The sequence below is a fragment of the Blautia sp. DFI.6.71 genome (assembly GCF_020593585.1).
Lineage (GTDB): Bacteria > Bacillota > Clostridia > Lachnospirales > Lachnospiraceae > Blautia_A > Blautia_A wexlerae.
In genome coordinates, this window is record NZ_JAJDMJ010000004.1 from 131,855 (window position 1) to 146,966 (window position 15,112).

The window sequence follows — 15,112 nt, forward strand, 5'->3', positions numbered from 1 at the left end:
ATTTATACGTTCATACCGCCATCTACGCTGATGACCTGTCCTGTAATATAGTCTGCTTTGTCTGATGCCAGAAATACTGCTGTATTTGCAATATCCTCAGGCTTTCCGAAACGTCCCAGGATAATCTGCTTACATGCATTTTCCCTGATTTCTTCTGAGAGTACTTCTGTCATCTCTGTGTCTACAAATCCGGGTGCAATGGCATTTACCGTAATTCCCCGGCTGCCCAGCTCTCTTGCCATTGTTTTTGTCAGACCGATCACACCTGCTTTGGATGCAGCATAATTTGCCTGGCCCACATTTCCGAGGATTCCGGAAACAGAAGAAATATTGATGATCTTTCCACTTCTCTGTTTCAGCATCTGACGGGCACTGTGACGGATTGTATTGAATGTACCTTTCAGGTTTACATTAAGTACAGAATCGAAATCCTCTTCTTTCATTTTCATGATCAGACCATCTTTGGTAATTCCTGCATTATTAACCAGAATATCAAGGTGTCCGTATTCTTTAACTATATCTTTGATCATTGCTTCACAGGCTACGAAATCACTGACATTGCATTTATATATGGAAGCTTTTCCACCGTTTTCTTCGATGGTCTGTTTTACTTCCTTCGCTCTCTCTTCAGAACCATTGTAATTGATAACCACCTCTGCACCTTCCTTTGCAAGAGCAATAGCAATGGCTCGTCCGATTCCACGTCCTGCACCTGTAATCAGGGCAATTTTATTTTTCAGCATTTTACAGACACTCCTTTCTCACTTCATCCAGATCTTCTGTTTTCTCAACATGTAATGCTTTTACATTTCTGTTGATCTTTTTGAGAAATCCTGTCAGAGTTTTTCCCGGTCCAATCTCAATAAAAGTATCTACACCATCATCAATCATCTGTTCTACACACTGCTGCCAGCGCACAGAGGATGAAACCTGGCTGACAAGCAATTCCTTTACCTGCTCCGGTCCTGTCACATACTGTGCAGTTACATTTGTCACATAAGGTACTGTAAATGACTGGATTTCTACCTTCTCAAGTTCCTGTCCCAGTTTTTCCCCTGCGCCTTTGAGAAGCTCACAGTGAAATGGGCCACTGACTTTAAGAGGAATCACACGTCTGGCGCCTGCTGCCTTTAATGCCTCCCCTGCTGCTGCAACTGCTGTCTCCTCGCCTGTGATCACAATCTGTCCCGGACAGTTATAATTTGCAATGGATACAATTCCCTGTGTCTCATTGCAGATTTTTTCAATCAGCTCTGCATCTGTTCCAAGAACAGCGGACATTGCACCACCTGTAGGATATGCCTCCTGCATAAAAATTCCTCTTTTTCGCACTACAGTAAATGCATCCTCTTCCTTCATAACACCGGAGGCCACCAGTGCTCCGTATTCTCCAAGGCTCAGTCCAGCATTTACCTGAGACCTGATTCCGGCTTCCTCTACAGCTCTTAAGATTGCAATTTCTGCTGTCAGCATGGCAATCTGTGTATATTCTGTAATATTTAATCTGTCATTTTCTTCAAAGCATAAAGCTTCTACATCAAGCCCGGATGCTTTTGATGCGTTTTCAAATACTTTGCGGCTTACAGCATATTTTTCATAGAAATCTTTCGCCATTCCTGTATACTGTGCGCCCTGTCCCGGAAATACAAATGCAATTTTAGACATATCATTTTCCTTTCCTTTATTTTTATGTTTATATCAGATGATAACAATTTGTTTCTGATTGCAAATTATTTTAGTTTAAAATATTTTGATACTCAAATTATAATGTCAAAAAATTCTCCCCGAAGCCATCTCTGGCTCCAAGGAGTTATTTGTCATTTCTATATGATTAAGCCTCTACGCCTTTGTTTTTCAGATAATCCATAACAGCTCCGACTGTTGTTAAATCTGTAAGATCTTCAGCCGGGATCTCAATATTGTATTCATCTTCCAGAGCCATAACCAGCTCAAACAGGTCAAGTGAATCTGCGCCAAGATCATCCTTGAAAGAAGTTTCAGCAGTAATTCCTGCTGCATCACAATTTAACTGCTCTGCGATCATTTCACTCATTTTTTCTAACATAATTTTCTCTTCTCCTTTAATTCAAGCCCCGGAATGCTTCTCTTTTCCTGCTCCGGTTATCACTTGTTTTTTATTATTTTTGTTAAGCAGATGATGATTCTGCTTTTTCTTGTTTTCAACCTTATCATCCGTCAGACCAGTAAATACGTCTCATTTATTCAGATTTGGTTTTATCGGGATTGATTACTTTGATGTTCAAAGTATATATTCTTCCCTCCTGTTTGTCAAGCACTATTTTATTACATTTTTTATTCCTCAAATTTAATCTGCCTTGCCACACTCAGCGCAAGTCCCATCTCTGCCATAAGGAATACGATCGACGTACCTCCATAACTGATAAACGGAAGAGTGACACCTGTATTCGGCATAAGGTTTACAACAACCGCAATATTAAGAATAACCTGCAATGCTATGTGAATAAAAATCCCACTGACCATAAGTGAGCCAAACATATCCGGTGCATTCTGTGCAATAACAAACAGCCTGTATAACAGATATGCATAAAGCATCAGCACGATAAGACCTCCAAAAATCCCCAGTTCTTCACAGATAATTGAAAAAATCATGTCATTCTGTGCCTCAGGTACACTTCCCAGCTTCTGAATACTGTTTCCAAGTCCTCTGCCAAAAAATCCTCCCGAGCCAATCGCATACAATGCCTGAATTGTCTGATACCCCCAACTGTCCGCATATTCTTCCGGATGAAGCCATACCATGATTCGTCTCAGACGAAAGCTTCCACTTCCATCAACACTCACTGTTGCATTCAGAAAAATGACTCCGATCACTGCCAGCGCAATAACAACACCTGCAATAATAATAAAAATCTTAATATCCGGGTGAGCCACAAAAATCAGTCCTGCAGTAATACAGAAAATAATAATTGCTGTACTCAGATTGTCCGTAAATACATATGCAGCCAGTGCCAGTCCGCCTCCCACAACAGCAAGAACCATACAGCCCTTTAAGGTACGGACTTTCTTTCCCATATGCCCGATCATATATGGAAGGCAGACAATAACTGCTATCTTGGCAAGCTCTGCCGGCTGGAACTGAACCGGTCCAAGATTCAGCCATCTCTGGGCACCATGAGAAGACTGCCCCAGCGGTGTTTTTACCAGTGCCATCAACACCAGTGCCGCTACATACAAAGCTGTGCTAAAACGGTTCAGTATCCGATAATTGAGCCTGGAAATGATCAGTGCCATGATAATACATGCCACGCTGATGATGGCCTGTTTTTTAAAAAAATACATGTCGCTTCCGTAATTTATCTGAGCCATATAGGAGCTTGTACTGTACAGCATGATAAGCCCAAAACAGGTCAGCAGTACAATAACTGCTACCAGACTGTAATCATAATAATCTGTTTTTGTTTTTCGACGCGCCCTGCTCTTGGAAGATGCTGTTGAATACGACTTTTTTTGTGATTTTGTATTTTCCATTTAATCACCTGATGCTTTCTTGTTTTCTAAAATTCCCATCTGACTTTTTTATTATAACAGAAAGCTTTTTCATAAGCAATGGGGCAGTTGCCTGATTGCATCTGCCCCATTTTAGTTACTATTCACTGGTAATATCCCGCGAGGTGTTTTTGTGAGCGAAGGTCACAGAAAACCCGAGACATACTGCGCGAATTTATGCGATTAGCATAAATTCTGTTCATCTTTCCCTTATTCTGTATGTCTCAGGTTTATGATATCTATTTCTCATCATCACTGATTTCAATCGGGTCAGATTCGAAAATAAATTTAACATTTCCGTCCATATCGCCGGATCTGTCTGTGAATGTTGTGTACATTACATCGTCAGACTGGATTACCTCAAATCTGTCAAGAATATCCTGAAGATCTCCGTTTACTGTATCATCCAGTTTCTTAATACCTTCTTTATAGAATTTCTTCTGTCCTTTGTTCAGTTCTTTTGCTCCGTCATTCAGATCGCTGATACCATCTTTAAGCTGATCACTGCCATCAGAAAGCTTATCTGCACCATCCATTAACGTCTGAGTGCCGGATACAAGGCTGCCTGTTCCTGATGCAAGGGTCTGTGCTCCGGATACAAGTGTCTGGGTTCCTGATGCAAGCTTAGATGCTCCGCTGTTTAATGTAGAACTGTTCGAAGAAAGCTGATCTGCTCCGCTGTACAGTGTTCCACTGTTAGATGCCAGCGTTTCCACGCCACTTGTAATCTGACCTGTTGCAGAATTGATCTGAGACATACCACTGGTCAGGCTCTTTCTTGCGCTCTTAAGAGTCTTGGCTCCTTTTAACAGTGTCTGTGCATTAACATTATTTTCGCCCTGAAGCTGTGCAATTCCATCTGTCAGTGTCTTTCCGGAACTAAGCAGTGTATCTGCGCCGGAAATCATCTGTTCTGTGCTTGCTTTTGCAAGGCTTTCATATCCACTCTGGAGAGATTTATTTGCAGTAGTCAGCTGATCAGAGCCTGCTTTCAGCTGATCGATTCCCTGCAGCATTTCCGGAAGCTGCTGTCCAAGTCCGGTAAATAATGTACTCATCTGATTTACTACTGTAGCAATCTGGGTTCCTGACTGAGCAAGCTGGGTTCCACTTGCTTTTAATGTGCCATCATTAGAAGTAAGCTCTTTTGCACCTGCATTTAACTGTGATACAGTTTCCTGCACTGTCTTCATTCCCTGAGTTAATGCCTGTAATTGCTGTTTCATCTGTTCAATACTGCTGTTGACTGCCTCTTCCTGTGCATCTGCTGTTGATTCTGCACTGGACGCAGATGCCCTTAAAGCGTCTGCTGCTGACTGTAATGCTGACGTATCAGGTGCGGAGGCTGTAATTGTGGATGTATCAATATTAGATGCACTGTCCTCAGCTGCCTGAATAGAACCTAACGCACCATCAATCGCAGCTTCTACAGCAGCTGCTGTTTCATCATCCATATTGCTGGTATCAATATTATACAAAGCAGATTCTGCTGCTTCTAGCTGACTGCTGACTGCTGCAACTCCTGCATCTACAGAAGATGCATCTACAGAAGCCTCTGCGGAATCACTGATCCAGGATTCAATTGCATCTGCCTGACTGTTCATGGTTTCAGCACTGTCATTTAACTGTCCGGACATTGCATTTGCACTTTCTTCTATTTCTGAAGCTGTGGAAGCTCCCATGTTTTCAAGTGAGCTCTCAAGCTGGCTCAGTCCTGATGCAAGCTGTTCTACACTTTCAATATACTGGCCAACTGCAGAAGTGTAATCAGAAACGCCTGTTGTATAAGCCGTCATGCTGTCACTGAAATTAGCAATCTGATTTGCATCGATTTTAGATGAAAGAGCTGTCATTTTTTCTACAGCAGTCTGGATTCCATTTACAGCAGTATCAATTCCCGGAACAACCTGACCAATTCCATTCACTAAGCTCTTGATACCACCAGCATACTGACCCACACCGCCTGCAAGCTGATTAACTCCTGCAATATACTGCTGCATTCCGTCTGTCAGAGTAGTTGTTCCTGTTACATAGCTCTGCACACCGCCTGCAAGCTGATTGCCGCCTGCAACATATGCATTTACACCATCGGAAAGAGATTTCATCCCTGCCTCATAGTCCGCCATCTTGCTGTCCAGCGTATCTACTCCTGCTGTATATTGTTTGATTCCATCTGAAAGTGTGTCTGCCCCTGCTGTATAAGAGGAAACACCACTGTTTAAAGTCTGTGCCCCTGTATTCAGTGTCTGTGCTCCGCTGCTTAATTCCTTTGCTCCGTCATCCAGTTCTTTTGCTCCGTCATTCAGATCACTGACACCACTTTTCAGAGTTCCGATTCCATCATAAAATTCTTTATATTTGTCATTGAGTTTATTAGTTCCATCATAAAGATCTTTGGTTCCGTCTACCAGTTTTACTGCTGCATCCGTCAGATCTTTCATTGAATCCTTCAGCTCATCCAGTCCATCCACATCATCCAGATCAATATCTTTGAAAATATCTGTAAGTGCTACGGTAAATGTAGAATTCATCTCACAGTCTGTAACATCTGCTTCCACTGTAAATCCTTCAGGGATATTCACTTCATCTGCAATATCAGAAGACATATCCAGACTTTCTTTCATTCCCGGCATACCAAAACCGACAACAACATTTCTGCTTCCGTCAGAAATAACCTTACCGTTATCTACTGTAATATTGGAGAAATTATCTGTAGAAAGGATCATTCCTGTCACCATAACAAAGGGTGAATAAATATCAGTCTTTTTGCCATTCACTGTTTTGGTTGTTTTAGAAGTATTTGCATATGTCACTTCCATTTTCAGATGTCCTGTCTTTCCTGCCAGAGCTTCCGGAGAAACCTCAGTTCCATCCATATAATATTTAATTCCTACGGAAACCGGGAGATTTTTCTCTGTCTTTCCCTGATAATAAATATCCTTTCCATCAGTACTCCAGGTCAGATCATTTCCGTTCTGAGTAAATGTTTCATCACCTTTTACGTTTTTTATATCCTGAAGATCAGAGGCATCTTTCACCTCAGAATTGGAACTGTCTCCGGAATTTTTCAGCCAGTCAGATACTGTGACATCCGTTACTTCTCCTCCGGCAGTTGTATTTACATAAACGGTTTCTTCTTTCTGCAATCCATTATCACCTGTTGAAGCAGCTGCCATTACAGTACCTGCTCCGAGAACTACAGCCATTCCTGCTGCAAGCGTTGCTGCAGCTGCTTTCTTTCTGTTTCTGTTCATAATAACTTACTCCTTTATTCTATCTCTTTACAATAAGCTTCTTTTTAAAAATCCTGAATCACTGTTTCTTCTCTTTTGCCGGTTTCTTCTTGGCAAATCCAATAGATGTGTGGCAGATGAGAGAATCAAATATCATAAACATAGCCGGAAGTATAAACAATACCACCAGTGTACTGATCACAGCTCCACGTGAAAGCAGGTTTGTGATACTTCCAATCATATCTACCTGTGTATAAAGACCAACTCCGAAAGTTGCCGCAAAGAAGCTGCAGCCACTAATCACAATTGACTTCATGGAAGTTTTATGTGCGATGGCAATGGATTCTTTCTTACTCTTTCCAAGACCACGTTCTTTCTGGTATCTGCTGGTCATAAGGATTGCATAGTCAACAGTAGCTCCCAGCTGGATACAACCGATAACAATGCTTGCTACGAACACCACTTCCTTTCCCTGATAATAAGGAACGGACATATTGACAAAAATCGCAAACTCAATAACTGCAACCAGAATAAACGGAAGCGAAATGGATTTAAACACAACCATGATAATAATGAAAATTGCCAGGATAGAGATAGTATTTACAGTCTTTAAATCCACATCCGTAACATCCTGAAGATCCTTGGTCAGAGGTGCTTCTCCGATTACCATAGATTCCGGACTGTATCCTTTTACAATCTTCTGGATCTCATCAATCTGATTGTTTACCTCGTCTGTGGCTGTTTTATATTTGGAGCAGATAAATTCCATCTCGTACTCATCGCTTTCCAGCATCTTCTTCAGATTACTTGGGATCATGGTATCCGGGAATGCCGCACCTACGAAAGAGTCCATTCCAAGTGCCCATTTTACACCATCAACATCCTTGATCTGGTCAAGCATTTCTGTTTTTTCTTTTGATGTCAGACCTTTCTTTAATAACACCATATGAACATTATTCATATCAAAGGTTTCCTGAAGTTTGGCATTTGCCACATTACTGTCCAGCGTGGAAGGAAGTGACTTGTCAATATTGTAGTAATTCTTCAGATTGTTATTTCCATGAATTGCCGGGAAAAGCATTACCAGAAAAATGATCAGCCATACTTTATAATGCTTTGTAATAAAAGCAGATGCCTTATCAAAGCTTGGAAGCAGCGGCTTATGTGTTGTTTTTTCAATGGCTCCGTCAAAAGTAAGCACCAGAGCAGGGAGCAAAGTAACACAACACAGAACACCGATAACAACTCCCTTGGCCATTACGATACCCATATCACGTCCAAGTGAGAAGGTCATAAAGCAAAGTGCGATAAATCCGGCTACTGTTGTAATAGAACTTCCGATTACAGATTTGAAGGTTGCATTGATGGCATGTGCCATAGCCCTCTCTTTATCACCCTCAAACCGCTTCTTATTCTCCTCATAACTGTTCAGCAGGAAAATGGAATAATCCATGGTAACACCAAGCTGCAGGACTGCTGTCAGTGCCTGAGTGATGTATGAAATCTGACCAAGAAAAATATTACTTCCAAGATTATACAAGACTGCAACACCAATGCAGAGCAAAAACAAAACCGGAACTACCAGAGAATCCATTGCAAGGAGCAACACTATCAGAGAAAGGCAGGAAGCAATCACAACGTAAATCGGCATTTCCTTAAGTGCGATCTGTTTGATATCAGTAACAATGCCTGTCATTCCACTGACAAAACAATTCTTTGAAGTAATCTTACGAATCTGCGTCACAGCTTCCATGGAAGTTTCTGATGATGTTGTATTATCAAACAACGCGATCATCATAGTTGCATCTCCGTTAAAAAATGCCTCTCTCAAATCCTTCGGAAGCATTTCTACAGGAACGGAAACATCCAGGACACTGTCATACCACAGTACTTTTTTCACGTGATCAACTGCTTCGATTTTCTCTTTCAGAGCAGCTACATCCTTCAGTTCCATATCCTCCACCACTATCATGGAAAAGGCTCCCATCCCAAACTGATCTACCATAATGTCCTGTCCATCAACTGTCTCAAGGGTATCCGGCAGATAACTCAGTACATCGTAGTTGATTCTGGTCGCCGCCATACCGAGATATGAAGGGATCAGCAATGCAATTCCGATGATAATGATCAGTATCTTGTGTTTTGCAATCCACTTTCCTACCTTAATCATCTTTTTCTCCTCTTCTTTCTTTATTATTGATACTGTTTGATCATTCTATGACTAACAGTCATTTTTTATTTCATGGAATGTTATATAACAAAAATGACTTTCAGTCAATAATCATTCTTCACAATTTGTCTAAATTTTTCCAGAACAAAAATGTAATATTGACTTTCAGTCATTTTTGTTTAAAATAGTAATTATATATGATCACAATATAATTACAAAGTAAGCTTATGTTGCTGTGAACAGTAAGACGCTTATTGCTTTTCGCAAACTCCGCAGCGGGACTTACCTGATTCGGTTAAAATGTTATGTATACAGTAGAGGAAGGAATGAATCTGAAATGGGAAAACTGGAGCTGAATAAAAAGAAGAAAAAAGATGCTCTTTTCAACACTGCCTTTGAACTTTTTACGACGAAGGGACTTACCAAAACTACAATTTCAGATATTGTAGATCAGGCCGGGGTTGCCAAGGGGACTTTTTACCTCTATTTTAAGGATAAATATGATATCCGGAATAAACTGGTTTCCCACAAGACCGGAGAATTGTTTTTCCGGGCCCATGAGGCTGTGCAGAATGCACATATCAGCGAATTTGACAGGCAGGTACATTTTATTATAGATTACATTCTTACTGAGTTGAATAAAGACCGTACTCTCCTGCTGTTTATTTCAAAAAATCTTGCCTGGGGTGTCTTCAAGGGTGCTTTTGAGGAAAAAATGCCTGACGACGAATATAATTTTTATCAGTCCTATCTGGATATGCTTGCTCAAAGCGGACTACATTATAAAAATCCGGAACTGATGCTCTTTACGATCATTGAGCTGGTAGGTTCCACCTGCTACAGCTGCATTCTGTATCAGCAGCCTGTGTCTCTGGCTGAGTACCGTCCTTATCTGCACAGGACTATTTCAGGAATTATGGAAACTTTTTCACAGGATCATACTACATGTGAAGTTTTGTCTTCCGACACCAAAACACATGTGGACCATACAGCATAATCACTATGCAACCCTCATAAATGATACATTTAAAAAGATTGCTGTAAAAAAGGCAAGCCTCCGGAGGTTTGTCTTTTTATAATTTGTAGATTTCCAGATCATCAGGAATCCAGAGATTTCCTTTATAATACTGTCTGCCTTCTTCTGTGTAGAGCTCCTTTCGTCTGGAAATATTTTTATCCTCTGTATGATACAGAATCAGATTCTCTGCTTCCAGTTTCTGTGCCAGCTCACAGGCATCCTTTACAGTAGAATGATGTTTCTCATATGGTTTGAATTTATCTGCCTGAGAGAACAGACAGAATGCTTCATGAAGAAGCCATGTGCTGTTTTTGGCATATTTCTGTTCACATTCATTATATGGCTCATCTCCACAACAGGTCAGCTTCTTTCCCTCTGCATACTCCATGCAGAACCCAAACTGTTTTGCCTTTGTAGACAGAATATCAAAAAATGTCACCCTGTGTCCCAGAATCGTTCTATCTTCTCCGTCCTTTACTTCTTCCAGATGGACTTTGTCTCCGATAAATTTCGTTTCCTTTGGCGTGAGAAGCATCTCTGCCATCTGTTTCAGCAGGCTGATCACTTCATCATGTCCATAGATAGTCACTTCACCGCCAAACTGTCCTCTTGCCATTCCCTGACAATACATACGAAGCATCCAGAGGATTCCAAGCAGATGATCGATGTGTTTATGTGTCACAAATATAGTGCTGATTTCTTTCCAGCTGATTCCTGCGTCCTCCAGCTGCTTCAGAATTGTATTTCCGCCACCTCCGTCTATCATAAAATATTCTTTATCTTTATTTAGCACAAAACAGGTGTTATAGCATTTCGTCACCTTTGCATTTCCGGTTCCCAATATTGTAAGTTTCATCTTTATGTACCTCCCGACTTTCTTTGGATGCTGACACTTAGCAGGCAGCAAATATTTCCTATATATAATAACATATTCGAAAGCAAAAAGAAATCTGTCTGTCAGACGATATGAATCTTCGTTACTGTTCACTCCGTTCACAGTAACTTAGCCAAAATTCATTCCAGATTGCCTGCGGCAATGGAATTTTGGCTTGTATGTCTCGGGATTTTGGCATATTCATGCCAAAACACCTCGCGGGATAGTGGTATGTGAACAGTAACGAATCTTCACTATGGCAATGAAATTTCGACTTGTATGAGCACGGTTTTATGAGCATGACATAAAATATAATGTAAACAGTTTTCAGAGAAGGGAATTATATATGGAAAATTATCGGATGGGATGTTCCGGCAACCGCCCTTATAACCGTACCTGCGGTATGAATATGCCTCAGCCTTCAAATAGAAATATGAACAGTTCCGAATGCTCTGTCAGAAACACGACAGACTGTAGCTGTACTATACCGGGTGTCAAAGGAAAAAAACATGAAATGTTTTCGCATCTTCAGTATCTGGAACCTGCAATGGCATATGTTCCCTACCAGAAGTTTACAGAGAATTTCCCACTGCAGTATGCATTAAATGCAGGAACCATTTTCCCACAGTTATGCAAACCATTTTGTGGAAAGAGAGGTATTCGAAGATGAAAACAGATTGCTCCCAAAAACAGTTATTAAACCGTATTGATCAGGTCAGTTTCGCAGTCAATGATATGACTCTGTACCTTGACACACATCCCTGTGATGAAAAGGCTCTGACTTACTGTCACGAACTTGTGCAGGAACGAAAAAAGCTATTAAAAGAATACGCCGAAGCATATGGTCCCCTGATTATTGACATTACAGATCAGACCGGAGAATCCATCTGGAAATGGATGGAACAGCCATTCCCATGGGAAAAGGAAGGAGCGTGCAGATAATTTATGTGGAATTATGAAAAAAGGCTTCAATATCCGATCAATATCACACAACCCAATGCAAAAATTGCACAGTATATCATGAGCCAGTACGGTGGCCCATAGTGTAATACCCTATAATATATAAGAAGTAATGAAGCTGATACAATATCTTATGGGGTAAGGGTACTCATTGTACCCATACTCTTTTTTTATTTATATTTACTTTAAATCGCAATTAAGTCTTTCCAAGTAGCAGATCCGCAAATACCATCCACTTCCAGAACTTCTTTTCTGGATTCCTGATAAGCTTTCAGAGCGTAAATCGTGTTTGCATCTGCTGTCCATGTAAGTTTCAGGGCTTTGCCGTTTTTGCCTTTAAAGCCTCTGGCTCTTAATATTTCCTGTAAGAGAAGCACAGATGTATTTTTGTCTCCTGCTTTTACTGTCTCTGGGTTAAACATGTAGCTGCCTCCTTCTGGGTTTGTTGTCTTGTCTGTTTCATCTTTATCTGCAGATAAAACAATTGAATAGTCCGGTGTACAAAATTTTGTCCCCGGAAGATTACTGTTGTAATAGCTCTTCTGGCACACCCCGCCACCATTTGCCACGATACCGGATGCTCCGGAAGTATTTCCCTCAATCGTCCAGAACCTGTCTCCGGCTACTTTTGTTACAAAGCCGGTATGGGTAAAGGTACCGCCATGTTTAAAGATAACAATATCTCCAACTTTTGGATTGGCATTTTTTACAAATAAGACGCCTAAGGTTGGGCAGTATACATACGGCCAGTGTTTTAAGAGTTTCTTTGCATTATCCAGACCAAAAGCTTTCATGAAACACCAGGAGATAAACGCTGCGCACCAGGGCTGCCCCTGATAGGATGGTTTTATATCTCTCCAATATTTTGTATAGTTTGCTGATCCGGCATTTCCAGTCTTGCTGTCAAGCTTACTGTTATTTTTCTTTTCCAGGTACCCGATCTCTTCTTCTGCAATTCCCAGAACTACGTTGATAGCTTCACTCTTTGTCATGACTGTGTTTTCCTTTTTTATATCTTTTGCTTCGTTATAATCTTTGTAAAATATATTTCTATCTACAGTTCCGCTGATGCCAGGTATCTTTGCTTTACTGGAATACTGCCAGCCCACACCAAAGTCCGGCCGGAGTCGTTCCTGTAAAGTACCGTTATCTGATGCCGGATAACGTGCAATCCAGAAATCGTATTTTTTCAGATGGCTACAAATTACATTCAGGTACCAATCCACATTGCAATAAATACCAAATTTATATCCCGCTGCCGTGATAATCTTTTCGAATGCTTCTGCCAATTTATGGATCTGTTCAGCTCCGAGGCTTCTCTGATTATTCCATTCCAGATCCAGCCAGACCGGATACTGCAGTTTTCGCCCGTTCAAAACTTCCACTACTTTTCTGGCTTCGCTCTGTATCTCCGCAACTGTCATGGCATAAGAATACTTATATGCCCCAACCGGGATATTGTATTTCCGGCATTCAGAGAAGTTCTGCTCAAAGTAGCTATCTATCACGTTTCCCGCTTCTGTAATCCGCAGGATTGCGAACCCCATGCTGTAATCAGCAACTGTTTTCCAGTCAATTTTCCCTTGCCAGGCAGATACATCAATTCCTCTTATTTCCATGTCCGTCTCCTTTCATAGAGAGAAAAGGGATGGTTTCTCATCCCTTATTCGTCTTTATTTGCCTGTTTTACAATCTGGTTCACGTATGTAGAAAGACCAGCAATCAGTATTCCCTGTGTAATCGCTGTAAAAATTGCCATTGCAATATCCTGTCCGGTACCGCAGGTGCAGGTGGCAAACACATAGATCGCGCAGATTGCAATGCTGATTCCGCCAAGGATAAGCGGGATGTACTTATCCTTTACTGCCTGTGCCTGTTTGAGTGCCATTCCTACGAAATATAAGGCAATAGCTACTACGATGAGTTCCGGTTTTACATAGTTTGTGATCTGTTCCATAATCATTCTCCTTTTCTTTCCAGGTCTTCTATTCTATGATTCGCAACCTTAATATGTTCCTCCTTTCTCCGCCTTAACCGGCGGCTTTTCTTTCGTAATTCATATTCAGAAGAATTATATCCTGTCTCTGGATGAGCAGGCATTTGATTTCTTCTTCTGACATATCACTGGCTTTATGCTGAATTCCATTAATACGGATATTTCTTGTTACCAGTTTTAATTCTGACATCTTCCTCACCTCTTCTTTATGGTATGGGAAATGATATGTATGAGTTACTGTTTATACAAATTTAAGCAGTTTGTCGAACGACTTTCGTTGACTCTCCTCTCATATGCTCTTATCCTGTAAGTACAGAGTAGTGACCTACCCGAGTACATACGATCGGAATGTCCTCAATAGTAAGTTTCAACAACTGTATTGCTTTACAAATATCTATCTGCTTCCATGAACACATTCCATTCATCTTTGGTGACAATATGCGCTCCGACCATCCCATTGCACTTGCGAAGTTCGACTGAGTGTTAAAAATCTCCACGATTCTTCCTCGTAGCTTGTTATAATCGAATGCCAACTTGATACCTCCTTTCCGGTTCAAGCTTTTTAGGTAATTGCGAAACAAGTTCGCAATCCTAACTAAAAAGCGGTAAGAATCTTGCAACGCAGGATTCTTAAGATGAAAAATAGGTACTTCTAAATTTGAACATGACTAAAAGACTTCCCAGATAAACTGCGAAGAAAAGATTGTATGCATATTAATAATCAGGCAATCAAAGGCTTCAAACTCCGGATGTATTGGTATTGATGAATCTTATCAGCGACAAGCACAGTAACAAGCTGGGTAATTCCTGCAAGCAGTAAATCAGCATGAAGTGTTTTCTCATTCTGTGTTTTACGATCTGCAATGCAGAAACTATCTTTGAAATGGTTGATTGACTTTTCAACATTTACACGGATCTTGTAAGTATCCTCCCATTCCTGTGAGCCGCGTTCTACACCAGGATAGGCACGAAGGTTCTTTTCAGGATAAATGTAGATCATTCGTCCGCAGGAAGAAGATGTACATGGATTGTCACAATGACATACGCGATGTTTTGACTTGTCGGCAGGATTGTATTCCCATTTCATTTTTGGACATACAAACTTCATGGTAGGAAGTTTGCTCCGCAAATGGGATCTGCTTCCTTCACGCCGCATCGGAAGTGATGGATCGTGAGGACAGCAGGGAATACCGTTTTCATTGACAGTATAGTCGGTTCCTTCCACAGAAAGCTTTGTTTTTAAAGGGATAAAAGCTTTTTGAAAGCCAATTTCTTCAAAGAGGGATTTGTAAATGTTAATGGCATCAAACGCAGCATCTCCAAGAAACGTCTT

Annotated in this window: 14 protein-coding genes and 2 pseudogenes; 4 read left to right on the forward strand and 12 right to left on the reverse strand. The window is 40.9% G+C overall.

All coding sequences use genetic code 11. The annotated features are described in order from the left end of the window. Positions 1-2 precede the first annotated feature (2 nt). The 6 genes from fabG to LJE12_RS03995 form a co-directional block, all read right to left on the reverse strand. The gene (fabG, locus tag LJE12_RS03970; RefSeq protein WP_055057385.1) at positions 3-743 is read right to left on the reverse strand and encodes a 3-oxoacyl-[acyl-carrier-protein] reductase; all 741 of its coding nucleotides are present in this window, start codon (positions 741-743) and stop codon (positions 3-5) included. Between the two features lies 1 nt (position 744). After that, positions 745-1,665 carry an ACP S-malonyltransferase gene (fabD, locus tag LJE12_RS03975; protein WP_008704122.1) on the reverse strand — a complete coding sequence of 307 codons (921 nt, stop codon included), beginning with the start codon at positions 1,663-1,665 and terminating at the stop codon, positions 745-747. Between the two features lie 166 nt (positions 1,666-1,831). Next, the gene (gene acpP, locus LJE12_RS03980) at positions 1,832-2,065 is read right to left on the reverse strand and encodes an acyl carrier protein (protein WP_008704123.1); all 234 of its coding nucleotides are present in this window, start codon (positions 2,063-2,065) and stop codon (positions 1,832-1,834) included. 248 nt (positions 2,066-2,313) lie between these two features. Further along, positions 2,314-3,510: an FtsW/RodA/SpoVE family cell cycle protein gene (locus LJE12_RS03985; protein ID WP_227226426.1), complete on the reverse strand. Its 1,197-nt coding sequence runs from the start codon at positions 3,508-3,510 to the stop codon at positions 2,314-2,316. 257 nt (positions 3,511-3,767) lie between these two features. Further along, positions 3,768-6,782: a hypothetical protein gene (locus LJE12_RS03990; protein ID WP_195280277.1), complete on the reverse strand. Its 3,015-nt coding sequence runs from the start codon at positions 6,780-6,782 to the stop codon at positions 3,768-3,770. Between the two features lie 58 nt (positions 6,783-6,840). Next, positions 6,841-8,931: an efflux RND transporter permease subunit gene (locus LJE12_RS03995; RefSeq protein WP_022381013.1), complete on the reverse strand. Its 2,091-nt coding sequence runs from the start codon at positions 8,929-8,931 to the stop codon at positions 6,841-6,843. Between the two features lie 337 nt (positions 8,932-9,268). On the opposite strand from LJE12_RS03995, the gene LJE12_RS04000 reads away from it, so the two are divergent. Beyond that, positions 9,269-9,928 (forward strand): TetR/AcrR family transcriptional regulator, encoded by a 660-nt coding sequence (locus LJE12_RS04000; protein ID WP_022381012.1) that lies wholly within the window; start codon positions 9,269-9,271, stop codon positions 9,926-9,928. Between the two features lie 76 nt (positions 9,929-10,004). Here LJE12_RS04000 and LJE12_RS04005 read toward each other — a convergent pair whose 3' ends face one another. Then, complete coding sequence (locus tag LJE12_RS04005; protein ID WP_227226428.1) at positions 10,005-10,805, reverse strand: MBL fold metallo-hydrolase; 801 nt, start codon at positions 10,803-10,805, stop codon at positions 10,005-10,007. Between the two features lie 364 nt (positions 10,806-11,169). Here LJE12_RS04005 and LJE12_RS04010 point away from each other — a divergent pair, with 364 nt between their 5' ends. The 3 genes and pseudogenes from LJE12_RS04010 to LJE12_RS20505 form a co-directional block, all read left to right on the forward strand. Continuing rightward, positions 11,170-11,493: a spore coat associated protein CotJA gene (locus LJE12_RS04010; RefSeq protein WP_227226430.1), complete on the forward strand. Its 324-nt coding sequence runs from the start codon at positions 11,170-11,172 to the stop codon at positions 11,491-11,493. Further along, positions 11,490-11,765, forward strand: coding sequence for a spore coat protein CotJB (locus LJE12_RS04015; protein WP_008704137.1), 276 nt, complete (start codon positions 11,490-11,492; stop codon positions 11,763-11,765). Before LJE12_RS04010 ends, LJE12_RS04015 begins: the two co-directional genes overlap by 4 nt. Positions 11,766-11,768: 3 nt before the next feature. Further along, positions 11,769-11,864 (forward strand): annotated as a pseudogene (locus LJE12_RS20505) (manganese catalase family protein); the annotation flags it as partial. 104 nt (positions 11,865-11,968) lie between these two features. On the opposite strand, the gene LJE12_RS04025 reads toward LJE12_RS20505, so the two are convergent. The 5 genes and pseudogenes from LJE12_RS04025 to LJE12_RS04045 all read right to left on the reverse strand — a co-directional run. Then, entirely contained in the window at positions 11,969-13,402 is a 1,434-nt protein-coding gene (locus LJE12_RS04025; RefSeq protein ID WP_173701082.1) for a GH25 family lysozyme, read from the reverse strand. Positions 13,403-13,446: 44 nt separating this feature from the next. Further along, a complete protein-coding gene (locus LJE12_RS04030) occupies positions 13,447-13,740 on the reverse strand; it encodes a phage holin family protein (protein WP_020994077.1) in 294 nt (97 codons plus the stop codon). A gap of 73 nt (positions 13,741-13,813) precedes the next feature. After that, entirely contained in the window at positions 13,814-13,969 is a 156-nt protein-coding gene (locus LJE12_RS04035) for a hypothetical protein (RefSeq protein WP_020994078.1), read from the reverse strand. 109 nt (positions 13,970-14,078) lie between these two features. Then, the gene (locus LJE12_RS04040; protein ID WP_118669868.1) at positions 14,079-14,312 is read right to left on the reverse strand and encodes a DUF739 family protein; all 234 of its coding nucleotides are present in this window, start codon (positions 14,310-14,312) and stop codon (positions 14,079-14,081) included. A gap of 283 nt (positions 14,313-14,595) precedes the next feature. Beyond that, positions 14,596-15,112, reverse strand: a pseudogene (locus LJE12_RS04045) (ISNCY family transposase); the annotation flags it as partial.